Genomic DNA, 23,886 nt, shown 5'->3' with positions numbered 1-23,886 from the left:
CCGCCGTGTTGGCGATCGGGGCACTGGTGCTTTGCGGTGCAAACCCGGTGCTGGCGCAGGGCGATCTTTCGGCGCGCATCGCTGCCGAAAGCGAGCGCGCGCTGAATGCCGCCGACGCGGCGGCAAACGTGCGCCAGACCGGGCCGGGTGTCATTTCCGACCAGCCCGTGCGCCGCGCACTTCCCGCCCCCGGTGGGCCGACCGTGCTGCTGAAATCGGTTGCTTTCGCCCCGGCGTCGGCGTTTTTGTCGGACGCCGAGCTTGAGGTGATACGGTCGAAATACGTCGGGCGGCGGCTCGATTTTTCCGGTCTCTCGGAACTTGTGCGCGACGTGAACGATCTTTACGCCGAAAAGGGCGTGGTGACCGCAACCGCAATTCTCGGGCCGCAGAACGTCGAAGGCGGCGATCTGGTGGTCAGCCTTATCGAGGGGCAGGTTGGCGTGGTCGCCATGGTCGGCGAGCGCCAGACCCGGACCAGCTTCATCACCAACAGGGTCCGGTTTGCGCGCGGCACCACGGTGGATGTGCCGACGGCGGCGCGCGACATCAGCTTTTTCAACCAGACCAACCGCGCCCAGCTTCGTCTGCTGTTGCAGCCGGGGGCCGCATTCGGCCTGACCGATCTGGTATTCGGGGTTACCGAACCCGCGCCTGAACAGGCGCAACTGTTCATCGACAACAACGGCGTTGCCTCGACCGGCGAGATCAAGGGCACCTTCGTTTTCCGCCGTTACGGGCTGCTTGGGCTTGATGATACGTTCCTCTTGTTCGTGGAAGCGTCCGAGGGAAGCCAGGCAGCAACGGTGCGGTTCGACATGCCGATCACCCCGATCGGAACGCGGGTCAGCGTCAGCGGCACCGGATCGCAATACGAGGTCGTCGCTGGCCCGACATTGCCGCTCGACCTTTCGGGGCGGGCGCGGTCGGCATCGCTGACCGTGACGCAGCCAATTTATGCCAGCGACCGTTTCGTGTTGCAGGCAACAGCTTCGGGATTTCGGGGCACTTCGGTTTCCTATTCCGCGGGTGTGCCTCTGGTAGACGCCGATACAACCAAATTCGCCCCCGGGTTCATCCTTGCCGCATTTGGCGACAACTGGACGGTCAGCACCCAGGTGCAGGCGGTATTTGCCGAGGTGACCGATCAGATCGCCGCCACCACGACCGAATATGTGATTGGCACCGGGTCGATCGACGGGGCCTATAAATTCGCCAACGGCATCACCTTCATCGGTCGCGGCGCGTGGCAGACCAGCGAAGCCTCGCTGCTGCCGGGCAACCTGCTGTTCCAGATCGGCGGGCCGACCACGGTGCGCGGCTACCCCTCGGATGGCATCGCCGGTGACAGCGGCTATTTTGCCAATCTGGAGCTGCACAAGAATTTCACCGTCAACGAGACCGCCTTCAGTGGCTTTGTCTTTGCCGACATGGGCGCGGTCTATTCGACCTTTCCCCCGGTTACCCGGATGGCATCGGCAGGGATCGGTGCTGCATACAACTTTACTGACAAGGTCCGCTTTGAAGTGGTCGCTGCGGTGCCGCTGCTCGATGCCGTGGCAAACCAGTCAGACATGACCCTGTCGGCCACGCTGACGCTTTCGCGGTTCTGAAACCCTTGGGCGGGGGCAGGTCGCCCGCGCTTCCGACCAGCAGGCGTCAGAGCGGCTTTTGCAGAAAGCTGCGGGTGCGGCCCATTGGAAAGCCGGGCAGGCTGCCAAATTCCTGATAGCCCGCGCGGCGGTAAACGCCGCGCGCCACCGGGCTGAATGTGTCGATCCAGGCCCCATGGCAGCCGCGCGTTCTGGCCTCGGCCTCGGCCAGCGACAAGAGCCGCCCGGCCCAGCCCTGACCGCGCAGCGGTTCCGACAGCCAGAGCCATTGCACATAAAGCCAACCCCAGGCGGTATAGCCCGAAAGCCCGCCGACCACCTCGCCCGCGCCGCCACGCAACAGGATTGCCAGCTTGCGGTGCCCCGAAGGCCCGACATCGGCAGCGTTGAAGGCGGCAAGGGCCGCGCCAAGCGCGGCGAGGTCGGCCTCATCCGGGGTTTCCGAAAGCTCGATCTCCGGGGTCACGGCCGCACCGCAAGTGCCGCGTCAAGCCGCCCGCCCGCGCGGGCAAGCGCGGCCTCGGCCTCGGCGCGCGCAAGCTTTCGCGCCAGCATCAACGCCGCAAGCTTCACGCTGCCCCCCGCTTCCTCCAGCGCCTTTGCCGACGCGGCCGTTGAAGCACCGCTCAGGCTGGAAACCATGCCCGCCGCGCGGTCGCGCAGCTTGGCATTGGTCGGCTTCATTTCGACCATCAGCCCCTTGCAGACAAAGCCGAGGCGGATCATCAGCGCGGTGGAAAAGGCGTTGAGCGCCACCTTCTGCGCTGTGCCCGCCTTCATCCGGGTGGAGCCCGCAAGAAACTCCGACCCGGTTGCAAGCAGCACCGGCACCTCGCAGGCATCGCCTAGTGGCGCGCCGGGGTTGTTGAACAGCCCGATGGTCAGTGCCCCCGCAGCACGGGCGTGGCGCAGGCCCGCAATGGTAAACGCCGTGCGCCCGCTTGCCGCCACGCCGAGCACCACATCGCTTTGCCCCACCGCTGCCGCCGCAAACGCCTGCTCGGCATCTGCCGCGCTGTCTTCAGCACCTTCACGGGCCCTGAGAAAGGCTTGCGGCCCGCCCGCCATGACCACCAGTGTGCGCGCGTCGGGCCAATTGAAGGTCGGGCGCAGCTCAACGCAATCCTGCGTGCCGATCCGCCCGGAAGTGCCCGCACCGATATAGATGAGCCGTCCCGCGCCGCGTTCCAGCCTTGCCGCCGCCAGATCAACGGCGCGGGCAATCGCACCCTGCGCCGCCTGCACCGCGGCAATCGCCGCATATTGCGCCTCGATGATGCCTGCGGTCAGATCGGCGGTGGGCCAGTGGTCGATATCCGCGAAGCGCGGCGAGGCGGTTTCGGTGGTGTTCATCTGGTCCTCGCTTCCGGCAGCGCCAGACGGCCGCCGGTCATCGGCGCGGGAGCGCCGGTCGTGGTGGGAAACGAGATCGGCAGGCCGCGCTCGACCCGCACCGCCAACAGCGCAAAACACTCCGCCTCGATCGCATCACCGCGCCGGCCAACCGCTTCGGCGGGGAGTGCCTCGACACCGGCGCGCAAGACCAGCGCGGCCATGATCGCCGGGTTATGCCTGCCGCCGCCGCAGACGATCAGGCGGCGCGGCCGTTGCGGCAAGAGCTCAAGCGCCCGGCCGACTGCCGCGGCGGTGAAGGCGGTCAGCGTTGCCGCCCCATCGGCAAGGCCGAGGCCATCGGCCATGCTGGCGGGAAAATCGAACCGGTCAAGCGACTTGGGGTAGGGCGCGTTGAGCCAGGAATGGTCGAGCAGGCGCGCCAGCCGCGCCTCGTCAACCTTGCCGCTCAGCGCCAGCGCGCCGCCGCGGTCCATGGTGCCGCGGCCATGCGCCTGCACCCAGTCGTTGATCGGGGCGTTCGCCGGGCCGGTATCGAAAGCGATCACCGCCTCGGCTCCATCCCACCAGGTGATGTTGGCGACGCCGCCGAGGTTCAGCACCGCCGTTTGCGGCCCCTGGCCCAGGCTGCGCAGCAGGGCGGCGTGATAGACCGCCGAAAGCGGCGCGCCCTGGCCACCGGCGGCGACATCCGCCGAGCGGAAGTCGTAGGCGACCGGCACCCCCAGCAGATCGGCCATCAACTGGCCGTTGCCAAGCTGCCGCGTCGCGCCCTTGCGGCCCGGCACCGGCGCGCGGTGCAGCACGGTCTGGCCATGAAAGCCGACGATGCCAAGGCGTGCCAGCCCCGGCCCTTCGCTTTCGGCAAGATCGCGCACGGCCATTGCCTGCGCATGGGTCAGTGCCGCCTCGGCCTCGGCGAAAATCGCAGGCTCGGGGCCCTCGAAGGCCCAGCTTCGGGCCGCGGCAAGCGTGGCTTCCAGAAGGTCGCGCAGGCCGGGCGGGTAGGGCGCAAGCCGATAGGGGCCAATCTCGGTGACGGTTTCGCCATCGGTTTTCAGCAGTGCCACGTCGATGTTGCCATCGAGCACGGTTCCGGTCATCAGCCCTGCCGCCCAGACGGGTTCCATCTCATGCCTCCGCGCAGACCGCATCGCCCACGGCACGGCGCAGCTCGGCGATGCCGCTGTCGAAATGCCGGGTCGGGTGGATACGGTTGGTCAAAAGGCACCAGGCGCGCCCGGCTGCAAAGTCGAGCCAAAGCCCGGTGCCGGTGAATCCGGTGTGGCCGATCGTCTCGGCCGGTGCCGCATCGCCACCCGACCAACCGGAATGCGCGCGCTGCCAGCCATGGGTGCGGCTGTCGGAAAGCGGCGCGCGGATGTGGCGGATCACGAATCCCGACGCGCCGGAGCCGCTTAGCAGGCCCTCGGCATGGTCAAGCAGCCCGTCCGCAGTGCCGAAAAGCCCGGCGTGGCCCGCGCCCTGTAGCGCCGAGGTATTATCGTCATGCACTTCGCCCGAAAGCACGCGGCCACGCCAAGTGCAATCCTCAGTGGCGGCACTCACGGCCGGGTCCGCCGCCCAGGAAAACCCGGTGCCGGCTGCCATGGTGCGGATCGGCATTCCGAAAAACCGTTCCAAAGCAAGCCCCAAGAGGATGAAGTTGATGTCGGAATAGACCGGTGGACCGGCGATCCATTCGTGCTGGAGCACCCAGGCGCGCAGCAGCTCCGGGTCGCGGCCATAGGTGTAGATCGGCACCACGGCGGGGAAAGCGGTCAGATGCCCGAGGCATTGGCGAAAGCTTACGCGCCTTTCCCATGCCGCCGGGTCATATTGGCGCAGGTCGGGCAGAAGCTGGGTCAGCGGACCGTCAAGGTCGATATGCCCGGCTTCGGCCAGCGCCAGTATCCGCGGCGTGGTGAAAAGCACCTTGGTAAGCGAGGCAAGGTCGAACCATGTGCCCTCGGTCATCGGGCGCGCAAGCGGCACCTTTTGCGCCACCCCGCCGGCGATCACCGCGCGGCCGTCACGCCCCAACAGCCCGAGCACCGCGCCCGGAATTCGGCCAGCGTAAATCGCCGCCCGAACCGGCACAAAGGCGCGCGCCGCGCGTTGGGTCACGGAAAGAGGTGGCATGCAACCTCCTGCGGTGCTGTCGCGTGGCGCAGAAGCGGCGGGCGCTCCAGCTTGCAGATATCCATTGCCTGCGTGCACCGGCTGTGAAAGGCGCAGCCCGCGGGCGGGTGCGCCGGGTCTGGCACCTCGCCTTGCAGCACGATGCGCTGGCCGCGTTCAACCCCGGCGCGCGGGATCGCCGAGAGAAGCGCCCGCGTGTAGGGGTGCTGCGGTGCTGCCATGATGGCTTCGGTCGGCCCCATTTCGACGATTCGCCCCAGATACATCACCGCGATCCGGTCCGAGACATGGCGGATGACCGAAAGATCATGGCTGATGAACAAGATGGCAAGCCCGAGGCGGCGGCGCAAGGCGGCGATCAGGTTGATGATCTGGCTCTGGATCGAGACATCGAGCGCGCTTACCGCCTCATCCGCGACGATCAGCGCCGGATCGAGCGCAAGCGCGCGCGCTATGGCAATGCGCTGGCGCTGGCCGCCGGAAAATTCGTGCGGGTAAAGCGCTGCGGCTTCGGGCGGCAGACCGACGAGGTCAAGCAGTTCCAGCACCCGCGCGCGGCGGCTTTCCGCATCGCCCACACGCTGCACGATCAGCGGTTCGGCCAGAATATGGCCGACCTTGTGGCGCGGGTTCAGCGCGCCGAAAGGGTCTTGAAAGATGATCTGCATATCGCGCCGAAGGGGTTTCATGGCACGCAGGCTGAGCGCCGTGATATCTTGGCCCTTGAACAGGATCTGCCCCGAGGTCGGCTCGGTCAGCCGCAGAATGGTGCGTCCGAGCGTGGACTTGCCGCAGCCGGATTCGCCCACCACGCCAAGCACCTCGCCCGCGTCGAGGCGGAGCGAGACCTCCGAGACCGCCTGCACCCGTGCACCGCGCGCCCCGGCGTAGGTCTTGGAAAGATTGCGGGTTTCAAGCAAAATCATGCGGGGTTCCAGCAGCGAAATTGGTGGGTGCCGCCCGCAAGCGCGGGCATCTCGGTGGCGCAGCGCGTTATGGCAGCGGCGCAGCGCGGCGCAAAGGCGCAGCCTGCCGGGCGCGCCCCCGGCGGCGGCACGCTGCCCGCAATCGCGGGAAGTTCGGTTCCGGGCGGGTTGGCGGCGGGGATGGTGGCCAGCAGCGCCGCCGTGTAGCGGTGGCGGGGCCGGGCAAAAAGTTCGTCCGCCGGGGCGGTTTCAACGATTCTGCCGCCATACATCACCGCCACCCGGTCGCAGTATTGCGACACCACGCCAAGGTCATGCGTGATGAGCAGCACCGCCATGCCGCGTTTGCGGCGCAAATCATCAAGAAGATCAAGGATCTGCGCCTGCACGGTCACATCAAGCGCGGTGGTGGGTTCATCGGCGATCAACAGCTTCGGCTCACAGGCGAGCGCCATCGCGATCATCACCCGCTGCCGCTGCCCGCCGGAAAGCTGGTGCGGGTAGCGCCGAACCGCCTCATTCGGCGCGGCGATGCCGACAAGGGCGAGAAGCTCGGAAGCGGCGGCCATTGCCTCGGTCCGGCCCGCGCCACGGTGCAGCCGCAGCGATTCGGCAATCTGGTCGCCGACACTGAACACCGGGTTGAGCGAGGTCATCGGCTCTTGAAAGATCATTGCGATATCGTCGCCGCGCAGATCCTCGAGTTCGGTTTCCGAAAGCACCAGCACGTCGCGCCCGGCAAAATGCACCGAGCCTGTGCGGATGTGCATCGGCGGCGTTGCCAGAAGCCGCATGATGCTGAGCGCAGTGACCGACTTGCCGCAGCCCGATTCGCCAACCAGGCCGAGCATTTCCCCCACTGCGATCGTCAGCGACAGGTCTTCGACCACCGCCTTCGCCCCGGCATCTACATGCAATCGCTCGATGGAAAGCAGGGGCGTGTCCGTCATCTCTGGCTCCCAAGGCGCGCCGGGCGCGGGGGGTGGCGGGGTCGAATGCGGGTGCCTGAAGCTGCCCCTTGTCAGACGATTTCTAATACCATACCGTTCCAAATGTCTAGGGTGGTAACAAACTGGACTTATCAATTGGCTCGGCACAGAGACCCAGGCGGCGCTACCGCGCGGGTCTGGTGCCTTACAGGGTGGGAGAAACATGGCTAAGCATAGGCTCGCGGTCGCGCTGCTGGCGACCTCTTTTCTGACCGGTGCCGCCTCGGCGGCAACGCTCGATGTGGCGATGGATACCTCGCCCGCCGGGCTCGACCCGCATCTGGTCACCGCCTTCAACTCGGTGCTGATCGTGCAGTCGAACATCTACCAAGGGCTGACCGACACCACCGCAGGGCTGCAAGTGGTGCCCAGCCTTGCCGACAGCTGGGAAATCTCGGCCGACGGTCTGACCTATACCTTCAAGCTCGCTTCCGGCGTGACCTTCCACGACGGCACCGGCTTTGACGCGGAAGACGTTGCCGCCTCGATCCGCCGGGTGCAGTCGCCGGAAATCGCCTCGCCGCTGGCAAGCCGGATTTCCCCGATCACCGGCATCCGGGTGATCGACCCGATGACCATCGAATTCACGCTCAGCGCGCCCTTCGCGCCGCTCCTGTCGTCGCTGGCGGGTATTGCCATTGTGCCGGCAGAGGCCGAGACCAACAAGGAAGCCCTGCAACAGGTGCCGGTTGGCACCGGCCCGTTCAAGTTTGCCGAATGGCAGCCGAACGGCTTCATTTCGCTGGTGAAGTTCGACGGCTACCGGGTTGCGGGCAAACCGCAGGTGGATATGGTCAAGTTCCACTTCGTGCCCGAGGCGGCGACCCGTCAGGTGGGGCTTGCCAGCGGCGAATACGACATGCTGCCCTCGATCGACCCCGCAACCGCGCTGCAACTGACCGGGCAGCCGGGCATCACCGTGCATCAGACCCGCGATCTTGGCTACACGCTGGTCGGCATGAATACCACGCGCGGCCCCTTGGGCGACCCGCGCGTGCGCGAAGCGGTGAACATGCTGCTTGATCGTCAGGAAATCATCGACGGCGCGCTTTTTGGCGCTGGTGTGCCCGGCGGGCCGCTTTCTCCGGCGCTGGTCGATTGGGCGCTGCCGACCTCGGATTTCGCCTGCTACACGCAGAACGTAGAAGGGGCCAAGGCACTTCTGGCTGCCGCAGGCGTGACCGGCCCGGTCAAGATCGTGATGAAGGTGCTGCCGCGGCAGGATACCCGCGACATTGCGCAGGTGGTGCAGCAGCAACTGGCGGCGGGCGGCTTTGCGGTGGAGCTGGTCAACCAGGAGATCGGGCAGTTCGTGCAGGACTGGCGCAATTCCGAGTTCGACATGTTCGTGTCGGCGAACGGCGGCTCGGTGGACCCCGACCAGTATTTCTACCGCACCTTCTACTCGGGTGGCTCGACCAACGTCTTCAAATATGATGACGCCGGGCTGAACGCCCTGCTCGATGCCGGGCGCAATGTCACCGACCCGGCAGCGCGCAAGGCCGCCTATGACGCGGCGCAGATGCAGCTCGCCTGCACCGGGCCGATTGCGCATATCGCCTATGGCAGCCTTTCGACCGCGGTCGGTCCGAAGGTCTCGGGCTTCGAGATCAACCCGCTCGGGCGTCTGACCAGCCTTGTCAACGTCACCCTTTCCGAGTGACCCCTTGCCCCGGCGGGCCCGCGCCCGCCGGGGTCTCTCGCCCAGGATCTGAAGTCTTGAACACGCGCTTCCTCATTGGCCGCTTCATCGACCTTTGCTTCGTGCTCTTCGGGGTTTCGATCATCGTGTTCCTGATGATCCGCCTGATTCCGGGCGATGCGGTGGCGATCATGCTGGGGGCCAATACCGAAATCACCCCTGACCGGATCGCCGAATTGCGCGACCGGCTGGGGCTTGATGACCCGCTTCTGGTGCAATACGGGCACTGGCTCTGGGGCGTCGTGCAGGGCGATCTTGGCACCTCGATCTGGACCGGCCGCCCGGTTCTGGGCGAGATCGCCTCGGCGATCTGGCCGACGGTCGAGCTGACCGCGCTCTCGGTTCTGGTGGGGGCCGGGCTTTCGGTGCCGATCGGTGCTTTCATGGCGCAGGCCCGCGGCGGGGCGGCCGAGGTTGCGGTGCGCATCGGCGCGATTGCCGGGTTGACCATTCCCTCATTCTGGCTCGGCATCGTGTCGATCTTTCTGGTGGCAAAACTGCTGCCGGGGGTCTCGGCGCTCGGCTATGTGCCCTTCACCGACAACCCCTTGGGCAACTTGCAGCGCATGGTGCTGCCGGTGATCGCGCTCAGCCTGCCGATGCTGGCCAATCTTTCGCGGCTCGTGCGCTCGGCCATGCTTGATGCGCTCGGGCAGGATTATGTGCGCACGGCGCGCGCCAAGGGAGCCAGCCGTCGCCGGGTGGTCTATCGCCATGCGCTGCGCAATGCGCTCATTCCCTTCGTCACCTCGGTCGGTGTGTCGGTTGGCTATCTCTTGGGCGGTGCCATCGTGGTTGAACAGGTTTTTGCCATTCCCGGCCTCGGGCGGCTGGTGCTGGGGGCGATCTCGGAGCGCAACTACCCGCTGGTGCAGGCGACAATTCTGGTGATTACCGCCACCTTCGTGCTCGTCAACTTCGCGGTTGACCTGCTTTATGCGGCCATCGACCCGCGGGTGACGAATTGATGCACAGCCTTCGTCAGAACAAGCTTCTCGCTTTCGCGCTCGCCTTCGTGGTGGTGCAGGTGGTGCTGGCGCTGGCGGCACCCTGGCTTGGGTTTCAGGACCCGTTCAGGCAGATCATGTCGCAGCGCATCAAGGCCCCGAACGAGGTCAACTGGCTGGGCACCGACCAGTTGGGCCGCGATGTGCTGGCGCGCATTGTCTGGGGGGCGCGCACCTCGCTGTTTTCCACCGCCACCGCGGTCAGCCTGGCGCTGCTGGCGGGCGGCACCATCGGCCTGCTCGCGGCCTATTACCGGGGCTGGTTCGACCGCATCGTGATGCGCACGATGGATGTGCTGTTTGCCTTCCCGATCCTGCTGCTCGCCATCGGTGTCATTTCAGTGCTCGGCCCCAATGCCTGGAGCGCGGCCATCGCGATTGCCATTGTCTATACACCGATCTTCGCGCGGCTGCTGCGTGGCCCTGCGCTGGTGCTGTGCGAGGCGGAATATGTATTGGGGGCGCGGGCCGTCGGTGCTTCGGATCTGCGGATCATCGGCAGCCATATTCTACCGAACCTGGTTTCGGTGATCCTCGTGCAGACCTCGATCCTGCTTTCGGCCGCGATTCTGGTCGAGGCCTCGCTTTCCTTCCTCGGGCTCGGGGCGCAGCCGCCGACGCCGTCGCTTGGGCTGATGCTGTCGGAGGGGCGCAACTTCCTGTTGCTCTCACCCTGGCCTGCGGTGTTTGCCGGGATCGCGATCCTGCTTTTGTCGTTCGGCTTCAACCTTCTGGGCGATGCCCTGCGCGATACGCTGGACCCGCGGCTGCGCGATGCCGAGGCGGTGGCGCAATGAACCGGCCCGCCGCCCCGGCCGCCACGCCCCTGCAACCGCTTCTGGCGCGACTGGTCGAGGGGCTGCGCGGCGATGCGCCCTCGCCGCTTTACCTGAGGCTGGCCGCGGGCCTGCGCGGGCTGATCGAGGCGGGCGAGTTGCGCGGTGGCGAAGCGATGCCGTCCGAGCGCGAACTGGTGCGCGCCACCCGGCTTTCGCGGGTTACCGTGCGCAAGGCGACCGATGCGCTTTGCCGCGAAGGCATCGTGGCGCGGCGTCACGGGGCGGGCAGTTTCGTGACCCGGCAGATCGACCAGCCGCTGTCGGTGCTGGTCGGGTTTTCCGAAGACATGAAGCGGCGCGGGGCTACGGTTTCGTCGCGCATTCTGCAAAAGCTCGTCTGTTCCCCCGACCCATCCGATCTGCTCAAGCTTGGGCTTTCACCCAGCGATCTGGTGTTTCGCCTTGCGCGGGTGCGACTGTCGGATGGCGAGCCGCTGGCGATTGAAAACGCCATAGTGCCCGCCGACGCGATTGTGCCGGAAAACATGGGTGAATCGCTCTATGAGGCGCTCAGGGCCTCGGGGCATATGCCGGTGCGGGCATTGCAGCGGCTGCGCGCGGCGGTAGCCAACGCGCAGGAGGCGCAGCTTTTGGGGGTACCGCTTGGCAGCCCGGTGTTGCATATCGAACGGCGCGCGTTCTTGGCCAATGGCCGCCCGATCGAGGTAACGACCTCTTCCTATCGCGGCGACCGCTATGATTTCATTGCCGAACTGACGCTGGAACCCTGAACCAGGAGGCCCGATGAGCAAGCCGAAATCCCTGATGTTGCACGAAGCCGGGCAGGCACCGCAGGTTGTGGCGGAAATGCTGGCGCGCGAGGCACCGGCCTTTGCGGCTTTGGCGCGGGCGGTTTCGGCGCGCGGGCTGCGGCTCTTTTCAACCGCCGCGCGGGGCTCATCCGACCATGCGGCGACGGTGTTCAAATATCTCATGGAAATCGAAACCGGGCTGCCGGTGGTTTCAATCGGGCCGTCGGTCGCCTCGGTCTATCACCGGCCACTGCATCTTGAGGGCGCGGTGCATGTGACCATTTCGCAATCGGGTGCCAGCCCCGATATCGTCGCATTGCAGGCTGCGGCAAAAGCCGGCGGGGCGCTGACCGTGGCGGTGGTGAATGTGACCGAAAGCCCGGTGGCGGCGGCGGCCGATATCGTGATCGGCCTTGGCGCGGGCGAGGAGCGCAGCATTGCCGCGACCAAATCCTTCATCGCCTCGGTGGCGGCGCTGGCGGGGGTGGTGACCGCAGTTGGCGGTTCCACCGCGCTGGCGCGGGGCCTCGCGCGCCTGCCCGATGCACTGGCGGCGACCGAGGGGCTGGAATTTGGCGATGCGGTCAAGGTGCTTACCGGCGCGTCTTCGCTGTTTGTCGCCGGGCGGGGGCCGGGGTATGGCATCGCGCTCGAAGCGGCGTTGAAGGCCAAGGAAACCGCGGCGCTGCATGCCGAGGCGTTTTCGCTGGCCGAATTGCAGCACGGGCCGATGCGTCTGGTCGGTCCGGGTTTTCCGGTGCTGGCCTTCGTGCCCGATGATGCGGGCTTCGACGGCAACCAGCAAACCCTCGCGCGGTTGCGGGGCATGGGCGCGCGCACATTCGCACTGTCGTCGCGGCCGATCGCGGGTGCCGACGTGCTGCCGAGCTGTGGCAGCGGTCTGCTCGATCCGCTGGTGGCCTTGCTGCATTATTACCGGCTGATCGAGGCGGTCGCCCGCGCCCGCGGCCATGATCCCGACCGCCCGGCCAACCTTGCCAAGGTCACGGAGACGCTCTGATGGGGATGCAGGCGCTGATCGGGGCGCGCATCTTTGATGGCACGGAGTATCACGCGGGCGCGGCGCTGGTGCTGGGTGGCGGCCAGGTGGCGGAAATCTGCGCCGAGGCGGCGGTTCCCCTTGGCGCAAGGATCACCCGGCTCGCAGGCGGGCTGATCGCGCCGGGCTTTGTCGATGCGCAGGTGAATGGCGGCGGCGGGGTGCTGTTGAACGACGCGCCAACCGCAACGGCAATGCAGCAGATTGCCGATGCGCATGCCGCGTTCGGCACCACGAGCCTGTTGCCCACGCTCATCTCTGATCGGCCTGCGGCAGTCACTGCGGCGATTGCGGCGGCGGTTCAGGCGGTGGCGGCGGGGCAGGGGGTGGCAGGGTTGCATCTGGAGGGCCCACATCTTGCGCCCGCACGCAAGGGCACGCATCTGCCCGCGCATTTGCGCCCGATGACCGCCGCGGACGAAGCCGAACTCATGGCGGCGGTTGCGGCGCTGCCGGTGCTGCTGCTGACCGTGGCACCCGAACAGGTAAGCCTGGCGCAGGTGGCGCGGCTGGCGGCGGCGGGGGCGGTGGTTTGCCTTGGCCATACCGATTGCGACATGGCCACCGCGCAGCGCTATTTCGCCGCTGGTGCGCGCGGTGTCACCCACCTTTTCAACGCGATGAGCGGGCTCGGCCACCGCGCGCCGGGGCTGGTCGGTGCGGCGCTTGACACCGGCACCGCCTGGGGTGGCATCATCGCCGATGGCGCGCATGTGGACCCGGCTTCCTTGCGTATTGCGCTTCGAGCCAAGCGCGGGCCGGGGCGGCTTTTTCTGGTCACCGATGCGATGTCGCTGGTGGGCACGGCGGGCAAGAGCCTGACCCTCGACGGGCGCAAGATACGCCGCGAAAGCGTGGGTGGGGTCTCGCGGCTGACGCTGGCCGATGGCACGCTGGCCGGGTCTGACCTTGATATGGCAAGCGCGGTGCGCTTTGCGGCGGGGCCGCTGGAGCAGGGCGAGGCCGAGGCGCTGCGCATGGCCTCGCTTTTCCCGGCGCAGTTTCTGCGGCTTTCGGATCGTGGGCATCTGGCCCCCGGTGCCCGCGCCGATCTGGTGTATCTTGATGCCGCGCAGCGCCCGATGGCGGTCTGGCGCGGCGGCGCGCTTTTCCCGGCGGCGAAGGATTTGCGCGGGCGTTGATTCAGGTCATCGCCCGCCTCGCGTATCGGTGCTATGCCCACCGTGGCGCTACCGCCTTCGGGGCGGCTATAGCTCGCGGGCGCGGCGGCGGTTTTCCTGTCTGGAGGGCCACGAGATGAGACGCGAAAAATCAGGGCAAAACCCCTTGGCGGGCATGGTGCCGGGGCAGGATTCCGCGCAGGTCGCAGACTTGGCGCAGGGGGTTCTGCGGGCACAGGCCAAGGTGATGGACGCCGTCTTGCGGCAAGGCATCGAAGCGCTCGACTTTCTCAAGGCGCGCTACGAGAAGGACCGGGCGCTTTATGCCGCGCTCGCGAAGGCCGAAGACCAGCGGGCGGCGGCGGCAGTGCTTGCGGATTTCCTGCAGCACGCATTTTCGGATTATGCTGACGAAGCGGGAAAACTCGGGGCGCTTGCGGCAGTGACCGCAGAGCAGCTTGTCGAGGGTGCGGCGGCTGAGATGCAAACCGCCAAGGGTGCTGCACCGGCCAAGGCCAAGGCCTGAACATCGCGTTTGATGCGGTGGGCCCGTGTTGCGCCTGTGCCAGAGGGTGCCTGGCGCGGCGCGGGGCTGCGCCGCACCGAAGCGTTCGGCGGGCGAAAGCCGCTCTCGCCAAATTCGTTGAAGCTGCCCTGAGTCGGGCAGGGCGGATGGCGGAATGCCAGATCGCGCCATGATGCGTATTCAGACATAAACCAAAGTGCATACACGCCTACATTGCGCGCGTCGTTGGCATCGTATTGACCCATGTCAAATTGTGGTTACGCCGCAGCGCAGAGTATCAGTTTCGCAATCTGAACCATCCAAGGAGGATGCGAAAATGCGTATGAGAAACATGGGTTTTGCACTTGCCGGGCTTGCCCTGGTCGGGTTTTCCACCGCAGCGCTGGCCGAGGTCAGCCAGGGCTCGATCGCCCGGGGCGGCAAGCTTTATGACAAGTGGTACAAGGTCATTGGTGTCGAGGCACCGACCGTTTCGCACCCGCTCTACCCGGCCACGAACGAGAAATATGCGGCCGATCCGGCCGCGAACTGGCGCTGCAAGGAATGCCATGGCTGGGATGGTCTTGGTGCCGCAGGTGCCTATGCCACCGGCAGCCACGCCTCGGGCATCAAGGGCATCGAAGGCGCTGCGGGCGGCGATCCGGCCAAGGTGGTCGAACTGCTGCGCGGCGGTCACCTTTTTGGCGACAAGCTGACCGACCAGGACCTGACCGATCTGGCCAACTTCGTGGTCTATGGCCAGGTGGACTGGTCGGCCCTTGTGGTCGACAAGAAATCCACCGGCGATGCGGCAAACGGCCAGCAGGTTTATGAAACCGCCTGCGTCGGTTGCCACGGCGTTGATGGCAAGCTGCCCAAAGACATGCCGCCGCTTGGCTCGCTTACCTCGAACCCGTGGGAAGTGACGCACAAGGTGCTGAATGGCCAGCCGGGCGAGGCGATGCCCGCGCTGCGCGCCATCGACCATCAGGTCTCGGCTGACCTTGTGGCCTATCTGGCGACACTGCCCGCGCAGTGATCCCGGGGCCAATGGTCCAGCCAATGCCGGGGTGGTGCGTCCACCCCGGCACCTGATACGCCTGCACGAATGGAATCCTGATGTTTTCGCTAATCAAAGCACTCTGGCGCTGGTTCACTCGCCCGAGCGCGATACTGGGGCAGGGCCTGTTGCTGTTTTTCGGGCTGATTGCCGGGATCATCTTCTGGGGTGGTTTCAACACCGCGATGGAAGCCACCAACACGCTGGAATTCTGCATTTCCTGCCATGAAATGCGCGACACGGTCTATGTCGAGTATCAGCAGTCGATCCATTACTCGAACCCCTCGGGGGTGCGCGCGGTCTGCTCTGATTGCCATGTGCCGCACGCCTGGGTGCCCAAGCTGATCCGCAAGTTCCAGGCGTCGAGCGAGCTTTGGCACAAGCTTGTGGGCACCGTGGACACACCCGAAAAGTTCGAGGCGCACCGGCTGGAAATGGCGACCCGTGTCTGGGCCACGATGAAGGCCACCGACTCGCGCGAATGCCGCAACTGCCACAGCTTCGCAACGATGGACTTCACGCACCAGCGCCAGCGCTCGCGCGAGAAGATGGAGCCTGTCGCATTGGGTATGCCAAGCCCCGATGGCACCACCTGCATCGATTGCCACACCGGCATCGCGCACAAACTGCCACTGGTGGAGCGCGACGATTAGAAGCAGGTTCCGGTTGACGGGGGGCTGCGCGGGGGCGAGTATCGCACACGCGCAGTACCCGTGCGGCCAGCGCACGCCGCCGCGATACTGTCGTGGCGGTCGCCAGGCAGGAGGACACCATGACGCAGATGAAGCGTGCGGCCTTGTTCAAGATGCTGATCGGTCTTTGCGCAGCCTTTCTGATTGCCGAAATCCTTTACGAGGTGGTGGAGCATTTGCGCGAAGGGCAAAGCCGCAGCTATCTCGACATGGTGCATCTTTTCTTCGAGTTTCTCTCGGCGGTGTTTCTGGTGATCGCCTACAACATCAGCCGAAAATACCAGATCGCGCTGCTCCGCTTCGGCGAGGCCGAACACCGCACCTTGTCGGCGCTTCGCAGCCAGTTCGATGAGTTGATCCGCCAGCGATTTGATGATTGGGGCCTGACCAGTTCCGAGTGCGATGTGGCGCTGCTTTCATTCCGCGGGCTGAAGATCTCGGAAATCGCCGAAGCGCGCGGCACCCGCGAAGGCACCATCAAGGCGCAGCTTTCAGCTGTCTTTCACAAGGCGGGTGTCAGTTCCAAATCCGAGTTGCTGGCGGTTTTCATGGACCTGTTCCTTGATTTTGGCACCGAACCCGAGCCCGACGGGGTCTGGATGGAGCCGATTGAGCCGACGCGCAACGAGGCAGAGCCCGCAGTCATATCTCTGCGCGGCGTGGCCTAGGCGCGAAAGCTTCAGGCCGCAACCGCTTCTCGTGCGCGCACCTCGAAAAGCTGCCGCACCTGCGGGAAAACCGCGATCATCGCAATGCCGATCGAGAACAGGCACCATATCGCTGGTATCTCGTTCGGGTTCGGGGTCAGCTGCGAGGCCAGCATTGGCCCGATGGCCGCGTGGAACAGCGCAAATCGCCACGCACCGTAGAAAAGCGGCACCACGAACACCACCGCCAGATAGGTCGGGAACCCCCAGCGCATGCCAAGCGCCGCATCGACCGGTGCCATCAGCGCGTTGTAGGGCACATTCCAGGCGATGTGCCACGCGCCCGAAATGGTGCAGAAGGCCTCGCCACAGAGGATCGAGCCGGGGGTGCAGGTGCCCGCCCAGTCAAACGGGAATAGTTGCATCAGCATGACCACCGACGAGGCGGCGCAAAGCGCATAGACCGGCACCTGCGCGCGCCGTCGCACCGCAGCGGGCACCAGTTGCAGTGCAAAGGCATTGATGATGAAGGGTTGAAAGATGATGTGCAGTATCGACAGGAAGGCGAAGCTCTGGTTTGCCGGGCTGGAACACTGGTCCACCACCAGATAACCGCCAAACTGCAACCCCTCCATCGCCGCAAAGAAGGCAAGGGTCAGCGGCACCACACCGGGGTCGCCCCGCCGCCAGGTATAGCCCGCGGCGACCACGCCGATGGCCGCCATTCCCGCGGTAACCTCGACGCCCCAGCACATCGGCAAGCCCCCCATTGCCATTTGTGATGACCATGGCCGAAAGCCGGGCGCAGGGCAACCGTGGCGATGCCGACGGATGATCCATGTCATGGCGGCGCGCGGCTTGCGCGCGCATGGCTTTGCCCCCACAATCCAGACAGCTTGCGGCGCAAGGCAGATGATGCATGACCTGAACACCCGGGCGCGGGGCCTGAGCCGCAACGAAGCCGCGGCGCGGCTTGCCGCCGAAGGCCCGAACGAATTGCCGCGCGCCCGCCGTCGCAACCCATTGCGGCTGGTGCTTGATGTGCTGCGCGAGCCGATGCTGGCGCTTTTGCTGGGTGCGGGTGTGGTTTACCTCGCACTTGGCGATGCAGGCGAAGCGCTGATCCTGCTCGCCTTTGCTTGTCTTTCGGTCACCATCACCGTGGTGCAGGAGGCGCGCACCGAGCGTGTGCTCGAGGCGCTGCGCGACCTGACCAGTCCGCGCGCGCTGGTGATCCGCGATGGCGCGCGCCAACGCATCGCCGGGCGCGAGGTGGTGCGCGGCGATCTTCTCGTGCTGAGCGAGGGCGACAGGGTGCCCGCCGATGCGCAGCTGACCGAGGCAGAGGCGCTCATGGCCGACGAATCGCTTTTGACCGGCGAGGCGGTGCCGGTGCGCAAGCGCGCGGTCACGGATGTGGGTGAAGCGGGCCTGCGCCCCGGCGGGGAAGATCAGCCTTTCGTCTATTCCGGCAGCCTGATTGTGGGTGGCAGCGCGCTGGCCGAGGTGACCGCCACCGGGGCGCAAAGCGAGATTGGCAAGATCGGCGCGTCGCTCGGCATGCTGGAACTTGAAACCCCGCATTTGCAGCGGCAGATGCGGAAACTGGTGCTGGTGTTCGCGGTATTGGGTGGCGCGGTCAGTCTGGCGGTGGTGCTGCTTTACGGCATGCTGCGCGGCGGCTGGCTAGAGGCATCACTGGCCGGCATTGCGGTTGGCATGTCGATGTTGCCGGAAGAGTTTCCGGTGGTGCTCGCGGTGTTCATGGCGATGGGGGCCTGGCGCATTTCTCAGGCGCGCGTGCTCACCCGCCGCGCCTCGGCAATCGAAGCGCTTGGCGCGGCAAGCGTGCTTTGCACCGACAAGACCGGCACCCTGACCGAAAACCGCATGACGATCGCGGCGCTGCAATTGCCCGATGGCGCGACCTTCCTGGCAACACCGGGCGCGGCACTTCCACCGGACTACGCGGCGCTTGCCAGCGCCGGAAGCGCCGCCTCGGCCCCGCAGCCATTCGACCCGATGGAGCGCGCCTTTCATGCCCTGGCAGCACCGCCACCGGGTGAAAGCCTGCTGCGCAGCTACGCCCTTGGCCCCGAACTTCTGGCGATGACCCAGATCTGGGGCAACGGCACGGCGCGGCGCGCCTTCGCCAAGGGCGCGCCCGAAGCGATTGCCGATCTGTGCGCCCTTTCGGGGCAAGACCGCGATGATCTGCACGCGCGCGCTGATGCCTTGGCCGCCGCCGGGCTGCGGGTGCTGGGGCTTGCAACCGCCGAATGCGATGGTGATGGCGATTTGCCGGATGCGCAGAGCGGTTTCGATTTTCGCTTTCTCGGGCTGGTCGGGCTTGCCGACCCGCTCCGCGCCACGGTACCCGCCGCGGTGGCCGAGTGCCGCAACGCCGGGATCCGGGTGATCATGATTACCGGCGATTATCCGGCCACCGCGCTGGCAATAGCCGAGGCGGCGGGTATTGCCGAAGGGCGCGTGGTCAGCGGCGATGAACTCGCCACGATGCGCGACGAAGAGCTTGCGGCGGCTTTGCCCGAAACCACGGTATTTGCCCGCATCCTGCCCGAGCAGAAGCTGCGCATCGTCACCGCGCTCAAGGCCGCAGGGGCGATCGTGGCGATGACCGGCGATGGGGTGAACGATGCGCCCTCGCTCAAGGCCGCGCATATCGGCGTGGCGATGGGCGGGCGCGGCACCGATGTGGCGCGCGAAGCCGCGGCGATCGTGCTGCTCGATGACGATTTCGGTTCGATCGTGCACACGGTGCGGCTTGGCCGCCGGATCAACGACAACCTGCGCAAGGCGATGCGCTTCATCATGGCGGTGCATGTGCCGATTGCGGGGTTGGCGTTGATGCCGCTTCTGTTTGGCCTGCCGCTCATCTTCGGTCCGGTCCACGTTGCGTTTCTGGAGATGGTGATCGACCCTGTCTGCTCGCTCGTTTTCGAAGCCGAACGCGAAGAGCGCGACGTGATGCGCCGCCCACCACGGCGGGCGAGCGAGCCGCTGTTTTCGCCCGCGTCGATGCTATGGGCGGCGGCGCAGGGGATGCTTGCCTTTGCGGTGGCTGGCGCGGTGCTGTGGTTTGCGCCCGGATTTGGCCTCGATGCGGCGCAGGTGCGCGCCCTGACCTTCGCAACTCTGGTGCTGGCAATCATCGCGCTGATTCTGGTCAACCGCACCGGCTCCGCCTCGCCGCTGGCGGCGATGACGCGGCCGAACCGGGCGCTTGGCGCGGTGCTGCCGCTGGTGGCGGCGGTGCTTGCGCTGGTGCTGTTCTGGCCGCCCGCGCAAGCGCTGTTCGGCTTTGCGCCGCTGCCAGTGAAAATGCTGGCGCTGCCGCCACTGTCAGGGCTGGCGCTGTTGCTGGCGCTGGAGGCGGTGAAGGCGCTGCGGCGCTAGCGGCGCGCTCAGAGCGGGCGGATCTTCAGTTTTGCGATGCGGTTTTCCTTGCGGGTGACCACCTCGAAGCGGAACCCGTGGAACGAAAACACCTGCCCTTCGGTCGGGATCATCTGCGCCTCGTGGATCACCAGCCCGGCAACCGTATTGGCCTCATCGTCGGGCAGCTGCCAATCCATGGCGCGGTTGATGTCGCGGATGGTCATCGTGCCATCAACCAGAAAGTCACCGGTTTCGGTGCGCTTCAACGGGCTTTCGCGGGCGATGTCGAACTCGTCGGTGATCTCGCCGACAATTTCCTCCAGAATATCCTCCAGTGTCACCAGCCCGCGCAGGTCGCCATATTCATCCACCACCAGCGCGAAATGCGTGCGCCGCTTCAGAAACTCGCGCATCTGTTCATCGAGCGGGGTGGTTTCGGGCACGAAATAGGGCTTCATGGCAATTTTCAGCACATCAAGCTCGCGCACCGAGGCAAGGTTGCCATCTTCGCCGCGCACCACCTTTTCGACCGCGCGCAGCAGGTCCTTGGCGTGGATCACCCCCACCACGTTCTCGCGCTCGCCCTTGTAAAGCGGCAGGCGGGTGTGCGGCGAGGCAAGCACCGAGGTCAGGATCGCGTCGGGCGAGGCTTCGGCATCGATCATTTCCACCTGACTGCGGTGGCGCATCACCTCTTCAACCGTGCGGTTGCCGAGGTCGAGCGCACCAAGCAGGCGGTCGCGGTCCTCCTTGGCCACGGTGCCTTCGGACTGGCCGAGCGAAAGCGCCCCGGCAATCTCTTCGCGGATCCGGAACACCTGCTTTTCCGGATCGGTGCGGACCCCGAAAAGCCAGAGAATGCCGCGCACCAGAAGCCGCACCAGCGACACGATCGGGGCAAGCAACCGCGTGAGCAACCGCACCGGCCGCGCCACCCGTGCCGCCACCACTTCGGGCAGGGTAATGGCATAGGTCTTTGGCAGCACTTCGGAAAAGATCAGTACCAGCGTGGTCATCACCAATGTCGCAAGCGCTACTCCACTATCGCCGAAGAGCCGGGTGAAAAGCGCGGTCGCGAGCGCTGCGGCAGAAATGTTCACCACGTTGTTGCCAAGCAGAAGCGAGCCGATCAACCGCTCGCTGTCCTCGGTGATTTCCAGCGCCGCCCCGGCACCGCGGTCGCCACGGTCGGCGCGGGCACGCAGGCTGGGGCGCGAGGCCGCGGTGAGCGCGGTCTCCGACCCCGAGAAGAACGCCGAGATGACCAGCAGCGCTACAATCCCTCCGGCGGTAAGCCAGAAGGCGAAGTCATAGGCGGTGGCAGCATCGGGCGCGGTCATTGGTCATCCTTTCGCGCCAGCGGGTGGTGCGTCAGCACCAGGTCTCGCAGGCGGGCGTCAAGTACATGGGTATAGATTTCGGTGGTGGAAAGATCGGCGTGCCCCAGCATCATCTGGATCGCGCGCAGATCGGCACCACCTTCCAGCAGATGCGTTGCAAAGGCATGGCGCAACACATGCGGGCTGACACGGCCGGGGGCAATACCCGCCGCAAGCGCCAGCGCCTTGAGCTGATGAAAAAACTGCTGCCGCGTCAGGTGGCCTTCGGCACCTTTGCCGGGAAAGAGGTATTTCGACGGCGCGGCGCGATGCGCCAGCCGCGCCGCCTCTTCGTCGGCGTCGCGCAGTTTCAGCCAGTCCGCAAGCGTCGCTCGCGCGGGGGACGAGAGCGGCACCATACGGTCCTTGCCGCCCTTGCCGCGCACCAGCAACATGCGCGGATCGCCGCGCGCGGCGGCGACCGGCAGCCCGACAAGTTCGCTTACCCGCATGCCGGTCGCGTAGAGCAGCTCCATCAGGCAGGTAGTGCGGCTGCGTTCGCCCGCGCTGCGGCCCTGCGCGCGTGCGGCGGCAAGCAATGCCTCGACTTCGACGAGGCTCAGGGTCTTGGGCAGCGCCTTGCTGCGACCGGGGCCCGCGAGGCGCAGGCTCGGGTTTTCGGTGCGCCAGCCTTCGTCATAGGCGAAGCGGTAAAGCTGCCGGATCGCCGATAGCCTGCGCGCGCGGGTCGCGCGTGCCAACCCGGCAGCCTCGCAAGAAACCAGATAGGTTTCGATATCGCCTTGCGCGGCGCTTTCAAAACAAAGGCCGCGCGCCGCCAGCCAGCCCATGAAGTCGCCAAGGTCGCGGCCATAGGCGAGCAAAGTGTTGCGCGCCGCGCCGGCCTCGGCGGCCTCTGCCTCCAGAAACGCCGACAGATGCTGGGCATCGCTGGTCACGCGCGCGGCTCCAGCAGCAGCAGTTCCAGCGCCACCCTCCGCGCCGCGGTTTCAAGCCCGAGCTGGCGCAGCAGCGTCAGCGCCGCGCCCACCTGCCGCAGATCGCCGCGCGCGCCGCCGCTTAGCGCCTCGATCGCCAGCAACAGCGCCTCGCCCTGCCGATCGGTGGCCACAAGGCCCGCATAGGGTTCGACAAGTTCGCTGCGCGTATCGAACGCCGATTTCACCGCCACCGCGCGCACATTCGGTGCCACCAGCCCGGCGGTGTCGCCCTTGGAAACGCCCAGCAGCAGCCGCTCAACCGCATTTTGCGGCGTGTGCTGCGCCGCGATGGCCTCAAAATCATCGGCCAGCATGCCCAGCCGAAATGCAATGGTCGCTGCATCGCCCTCGACCGGCATGGTGGCAAGCGCGCGCGCGAAAAGCGTGGCGAGGTGACTTTCAAGCCCCGCCGCCGCCATCAGCGCCTGCGTTGCCGGCAAGACCGCAGCCACCGCATCGACATTGCGCGCCGTGATGCCCGCATCCAGTCGCGCCATGGCGGCGGCGCGGTCCCAGACACCGCCCGAGGCGGCGGCGCTTTGTTCGGTGTAAAGCCCAAGCAACTGGTTGGCCTCGACCGAGCCCATGCGCGCCAGCCGTTCTCCCGCCTCGATGCGGGCCTTCCAGCCGGTGTTGGCGCGCAGGTCGGCTTGTGCAAAGGCAAGCGGCAGCGACGCCGTGGGCAGCGGCTGGCCGACTGCTTCGAGCAGCCGAAAGACCAGCGGCGAGACCCGGTCCGGGGCCGCAAGGTCATCAGCACCGTCCTCCGCCTCGGGGTCGAGAAACCTTTCGACAAGCGCCGCCATTTCCGGATCGAGCAGCCCAAGCGCGCGCGCGGCCTGAAAGCTGAGCACCGCAGCCGCCCAGTCGCCGCCGCGCGCGAGGCAGAAAATCTGCACCGGATAGGAAGGCGATACCTCGGGTGTTGCGCGCAAGATCCCGCAGGCACGGTCTTCCTCGCCCAAGAGCAGCGCGATATCGAACAGGCGGCGGAAATGCTCGGGCTTGCCAGCCCCTGCCATTTGCAGAAGCGCATAGGCAGGCTCGAGCGCGCCCATCGCCAGCAGGCCATCGACCCGCGCCAGCAAGAGCGAGCCGTCACCCGCCGCCGTCACCCGCGGCGCGTCAAGCTCTGCCAGCATCACCAGCCGCAGAAGGTTGAGCAGCGCCGGCAGTGTATCGGTGCGCTCGCGGCGCAAAAGCGTGGAAAGCTCGGCCTCGGGTGTCGCCCCCCAGAGCCCGCGCGGCAGACCGCTGCGCAGCGGTGAAATCAGCCCCGGTGCCTGCGGGTTGAACGGTCCGAGCGCCACCGTCTCGACCGCACCGAGCACCACCGCATGACTGACCGGCGGCTCGGGCAGGATCGGGTTGACCGGCGCGCCGCCAACCTGCGGCGGCACCACGACCGAGCGGCTGAGCCAGTCGATCGCCGATAATGGCTCCTGCGCCACTGCATTTGTGGCGATCAGCGACAGCGCCACCGCCAGACCACCCCGAAGGAAATCAGTAAGTGGCATTCAGATCGACCGGGTTGCGTACCTCTTGCGGCGGTGCGGCCATGTCGCCGAAATAGGCATAGCCCGCCAGTCCCGCAAGCGACAGCACCACCAACACCACGACCAGCTTCAGAATGCGCACCATTGCCTGCCCTTTGCATTTGTCCCGCCCGCCACGCGGCGCAGCCCGGCGATTATATATAGCATTTTTCCGAAGATCACGCCATTCAGGGCCGGACATTTGCCGGTGTGCGGAGCGCCGC

Annotated in this window: 23 protein-coding genes; 12 read left to right on the top strand and 11 right to left on the bottom strand. The window is 66.3% G+C overall.

Going from position 1 to position 23,886, the window contains the following annotated elements; translation table 11 throughout:
• Positions 1–5: 5 nt before the first annotated feature.
• Positions 6–1,613 carry a ShlB/FhaC/HecB family hemolysin secretion/activation protein gene (locus tag Q8J98_RS07455; protein ID WP_305293804.1) on the top strand — a complete coding sequence of 536 codons (1,608 nt, stop codon included), beginning with the start codon at positions 6–8 and terminating at the stop codon, positions 1,611–1,613.
• 46 nt (positions 1,614–1,659) lie between these two features.
• On the opposite strand, the gene Q8J98_RS07450 is transcribed toward Q8J98_RS07455, so the two are convergent.
• From Q8J98_RS07450 to Q8J98_RS07425, 6 genes are read right to left on the bottom strand one after another with little or no spacing between them, the layout of a single operon-like run.
• Entirely contained in the window at positions 1,660–2,079 is a 420-nt protein-coding gene (locus tag Q8J98_RS07450) for an N-acetyltransferase (protein ID WP_305293803.1), read from the bottom strand.
• Positions 2,076–2,966 carry an N-acetylmuramic acid 6-phosphate etherase gene (locus Q8J98_RS07445; RefSeq protein WP_305293802.1) on the bottom strand — a complete coding sequence of 297 codons (891 nt, stop codon included), beginning with the start codon at positions 2,964–2,966 and terminating at the stop codon, positions 2,076–2,078. Before Q8J98_RS07445 ends, Q8J98_RS07450 begins: the two co-directional genes overlap by 4 nt.
• Positions 2,963–4,096 (bottom strand): anhydro-N-acetylmuramic acid kinase, encoded by a 1,134-nt coding sequence (locus tag Q8J98_RS07440; protein WP_305293801.1) that lies wholly within the window; start codon positions 4,094–4,096, stop codon positions 2,963–2,965. Before Q8J98_RS07440 ends, Q8J98_RS07445 begins: the two co-directional genes overlap by 4 nt.
• Position 4,097: 1 nt before the next feature.
• Positions 4,098–5,108, bottom strand: a complete 1,011-nt coding sequence (locus Q8J98_RS07435) for a serine hydrolase (RefSeq protein WP_305293800.1) — start codon at positions 5,106–5,108, stop codon at positions 4,098–4,100.
• Complete coding sequence (locus Q8J98_RS07430; RefSeq protein ID WP_305293799.1) at positions 5,090–6,034, bottom strand: ABC transporter ATP-binding protein; 945 nt, start codon at positions 6,032–6,034, stop codon at positions 5,090–5,092. Before Q8J98_RS07430 ends, Q8J98_RS07435 begins: the two co-directional genes overlap by 19 nt.
• Entirely contained in the window at positions 6,031–6,984 is a 954-nt protein-coding gene (locus Q8J98_RS07425) for an ABC transporter ATP-binding protein (RefSeq protein WP_305293798.1), read from the bottom strand. The genes Q8J98_RS07430 and Q8J98_RS07425 overlap by 4 nt, the downstream gene beginning before the upstream one ends.
• A gap of 202 nt (positions 6,985–7,186) precedes the next feature.
• Here Q8J98_RS07425 and Q8J98_RS07420 point away from each other — a divergent pair, with 202 nt between their 5' ends.
• The 10 genes from Q8J98_RS07420 (at position 7,187) to Q8J98_RS07375 (ending at position 16,429) form a co-directional block, all read left to right on the top strand.
• Positions 7,187–8,686 carry an ABC transporter substrate-binding protein gene (locus tag Q8J98_RS07420; RefSeq protein WP_305183281.1) on the top strand — a complete coding sequence of 500 codons (1,500 nt, stop codon included), beginning with the start codon at positions 7,187–7,189 and terminating at the stop codon, positions 8,684–8,686.
• A 56-nt stretch (positions 8,687–8,742) separates the two neighbouring features.
• Positions 8,743–9,693, top strand: a complete 951-nt coding sequence (locus Q8J98_RS07415) for an ABC transporter permease (RefSeq protein WP_305293797.1) — start codon at positions 8,743–8,745, stop codon at positions 9,691–9,693.
• A complete protein-coding gene (locus tag Q8J98_RS07410) occupies positions 9,693–10,529 on the top strand; it encodes an ABC transporter permease (protein WP_305293796.1) in 837 nt (278 codons plus the stop codon). Before Q8J98_RS07415 ends, Q8J98_RS07410 begins: the two co-directional genes overlap by 1 nt.
• Positions 10,526–11,302: a GntR family transcriptional regulator gene (locus Q8J98_RS07405; protein ID WP_305183278.1), complete on the top strand. Its 777-nt coding sequence runs from the start codon at positions 10,526–10,528 to the stop codon at positions 11,300–11,302. The genes Q8J98_RS07410 and Q8J98_RS07405 overlap by 4 nt, the downstream gene beginning before the upstream one ends.
• Before the next feature lie 13 nt (positions 11,303–11,315).
• Positions 11,316–12,344 (top strand): SIS domain-containing protein, encoded by a 1,029-nt coding sequence (locus Q8J98_RS07400; protein WP_305293795.1) that lies wholly within the window; start codon positions 11,316–11,318, stop codon positions 12,342–12,344.
• Entirely contained in the window at positions 12,344–13,525 is a 1,182-nt protein-coding gene (gene nagA, locus Q8J98_RS07395; protein WP_305293794.1) for an N-acetylglucosamine-6-phosphate deacetylase, read from the top strand. Before Q8J98_RS07400 ends, nagA begins: the two co-directional genes overlap by 1 nt.
• Positions 13,526–13,640: 115 nt before the next feature.
• The gene (locus Q8J98_RS07390; RefSeq protein ID WP_305293793.1) at positions 13,641–14,030 is read left to right on the top strand and encodes a hypothetical protein; all 390 of its coding nucleotides are present in this window, start codon (positions 13,641–13,643) and stop codon (positions 14,028–14,030) included.
• A 316-nt stretch (positions 14,031–14,346) separates the two neighbouring features.
• Positions 14,347–15,048 (top strand): cytochrome c, encoded by a 702-nt coding sequence (locus Q8J98_RS07385; protein ID WP_305293792.1) that lies wholly within the window; start codon positions 14,347–14,349, stop codon positions 15,046–15,048.
• A gap of 80 nt (positions 15,049–15,128) precedes the next feature.
• The gene (locus Q8J98_RS07380) at positions 15,129–15,722 is read left to right on the top strand and encodes a NapC/NirT family cytochrome c (RefSeq protein WP_305293791.1); all 594 of its coding nucleotides are present in this window, start codon (positions 15,129–15,131) and stop codon (positions 15,720–15,722) included.
• A gap of 119 nt (positions 15,723–15,841) precedes the next feature.
• Positions 15,842–16,429 carry a hypothetical protein gene (locus Q8J98_RS07375; protein ID WP_305293790.1) on the top strand — a complete coding sequence of 196 codons (588 nt, stop codon included), beginning with the start codon at positions 15,842–15,844 and terminating at the stop codon, positions 16,427–16,429.
• 11 nt (positions 16,430–16,440) lie between these two features.
• On the opposite strand, the gene Q8J98_RS07370 is transcribed toward Q8J98_RS07375, so the two are convergent.
• Positions 16,441–17,163, bottom strand: a complete 723-nt coding sequence (locus tag Q8J98_RS07370) for a DUF5765 domain-containing protein (protein WP_305293789.1) — start codon at positions 17,161–17,163, stop codon at positions 16,441–16,443.
• 76 nt (positions 17,164–17,239) lie between these two features.
• Between Q8J98_RS07370 and Q8J98_RS07365 the strand changes: the two genes are divergently transcribed.
• A complete protein-coding gene (locus tag Q8J98_RS07365; protein WP_305293788.1) occupies positions 17,240–19,825 on the top strand; it encodes a cation-translocating P-type ATPase in 2,586 nt (861 codons plus the stop codon).
• Between the two features lie 8 nt (positions 19,826–19,833).
• Here Q8J98_RS07365 and Q8J98_RS07360 read toward each other — a convergent pair whose 3' ends face one another.
• From Q8J98_RS07360 to Q8J98_RS07345, 4 genes are read right to left on the bottom strand one after another with little or no spacing between them, the layout of a single operon-like run.
• Positions 19,834–21,147 (bottom strand): HlyC/CorC family transporter, encoded by a 1,314-nt coding sequence (locus Q8J98_RS07360; RefSeq protein WP_305293787.1) that lies wholly within the window; start codon positions 21,145–21,147, stop codon positions 19,834–19,836.
• Positions 21,144–22,085: a site-specific tyrosine recombinase XerD gene (locus Q8J98_RS07355; RefSeq protein WP_305293786.1), complete on the bottom strand. Its 942-nt coding sequence runs from the start codon at positions 22,083–22,085 to the stop codon at positions 21,144–21,146. Before Q8J98_RS07355 ends, Q8J98_RS07360 begins: the two co-directional genes overlap by 4 nt.
• Positions 22,082–23,644, bottom strand: coding sequence for a hypothetical protein (locus Q8J98_RS07350; protein WP_305293785.1), 1,563 nt, complete (start codon positions 23,642–23,644; stop codon positions 22,082–22,084). The genes Q8J98_RS07355 and Q8J98_RS07350 overlap by 4 nt, the downstream gene beginning before the upstream one ends.
• Positions 23,631–23,768: a hypothetical protein gene (locus Q8J98_RS07345; protein WP_305293784.1), complete on the bottom strand. Its 138-nt coding sequence runs from the start codon at positions 23,766–23,768 to the stop codon at positions 23,631–23,633. The genes Q8J98_RS07350 and Q8J98_RS07345 overlap by 14 nt, the downstream gene beginning before the upstream one ends.
• Between the last annotated feature and the right edge of the window lie 118 nt (positions 23,769–23,886).

It is taken from the genome of Phaeovulum sp., from assembly GCF_030684035.1.
GTDB lineage: Bacteria > Pseudomonadota > Alphaproteobacteria > Rhodobacterales > Rhodobacteraceae > UBA6213.
Note: the sequence above shows the minus strand (reverse complement) of the source record. Positions and strands in the feature narration are given on the sequence as shown.

Coding starts and splice junctions, on each gene's coding strand:
- Q8J98_RS07435 (WP_305293800.1), bottom strand. CDS start 5,108: ATGCCACCTCTTTCCGTGACCCAACGCGCGGCGCGCGCCTTTGTGCCG.
- Q8J98_RS07390 (WP_305293793.1), top strand. CDS start 13,641: ATGAGACGCGAAAAATCAGGGCAAAACCCCTTGGCGGGCATGGTGCCG.
- Q8J98_RS07345 (WP_305293784.1), bottom strand. CDS start 23,768: ATGGTGCGCATTCTGAAGCTGGTCGTGGTGTTGGTGGTGCTGTCGCTT.
- Q8J98_RS07425 (WP_305293798.1), bottom strand. CDS start 6,984: ATGACGGACACGCCCCTGCTTTCCATCGAGCGATTGCATGTAGATGCC.
- Q8J98_RS07385 (WP_305293792.1), top strand. CDS start 14,347: ATGCGTATGAGAAACATGGGTTTTGCACTTGCCGGGCTTGCCCTGGTC.
- Q8J98_RS07405 (WP_305183278.1), top strand. CDS start 10,526: ATGAACCGGCCCGCCGCCCCGGCCGCCACGCCCCTGCAACCGCTTCTG.
- Q8J98_RS07430 (WP_305293799.1), bottom strand. CDS start 6,034: ATGATTTTGCTTGAAACCCGCAATCTTTCCAAGACCTACGCCGGGGCG.
- Q8J98_RS07370 (WP_305293789.1), bottom strand. CDS start 17,163: ATGTGCTGGGGCGTCGAGGTTACCGCGGGAATGGCGGCCATCGGCGTG.
- Q8J98_RS07400 (WP_305293795.1), top strand. CDS start 11,316: ATGAGCAAGCCGAAATCCCTGATGTTGCACGAAGCCGGGCAGGCACCG.
- Q8J98_RS07410 (WP_305293796.1), top strand. CDS start 9,693: ATGCACAGCCTTCGTCAGAACAAGCTTCTCGCTTTCGCGCTCGCCTTC.
- Q8J98_RS07365 (WP_305293788.1), top strand. CDS start 17,240: ATGATCCATGTCATGGCGGCGCGCGGCTTGCGCGCGCATGGCTTTGCC.
- Q8J98_RS07360 (WP_305293787.1), bottom strand. CDS start 21,147: ATGACCGCGCCCGATGCTGCCACCGCCTATGACTTCGCCTTCTGGCTT.
- Q8J98_RS07420 (WP_305183281.1), top strand. CDS start 7,187: ATGGCTAAGCATAGGCTCGCGGTCGCGCTGCTGGCGACCTCTTTTCTG.
- Q8J98_RS07375 (WP_305293790.1), top strand. CDS start 15,842: ATGACGCAGATGAAGCGTGCGGCCTTGTTCAAGATGCTGATCGGTCTT.
- Q8J98_RS07380 (WP_305293791.1), top strand. CDS start 15,129: ATGTTTTCGCTAATCAAAGCACTCTGGCGCTGGTTCACTCGCCCGAGC.
- Q8J98_RS07350 (WP_305293785.1), bottom strand. CDS start 23,644: ATGCCACTTACTGATTTCCTTCGGGGTGGTCTGGCGGTGGCGCTGTCG.
- Q8J98_RS07440 (WP_305293801.1), bottom strand. CDS start 4,096: ATGGAACCCGTCTGGGCGGCAGGGCTGATGACCGGAACCGTGCTCGAT.
- nagA (WP_305293794.1), top strand. CDS start 12,344: ATGGGGATGCAGGCGCTGATCGGGGCGCGCATCTTTGATGGCACGGAG.
- Q8J98_RS07445 (WP_305293802.1), bottom strand. CDS start 2,966: ATGAACACCACCGAAACCGCCTCGCCGCGCTTCGCGGATATCGACCAC.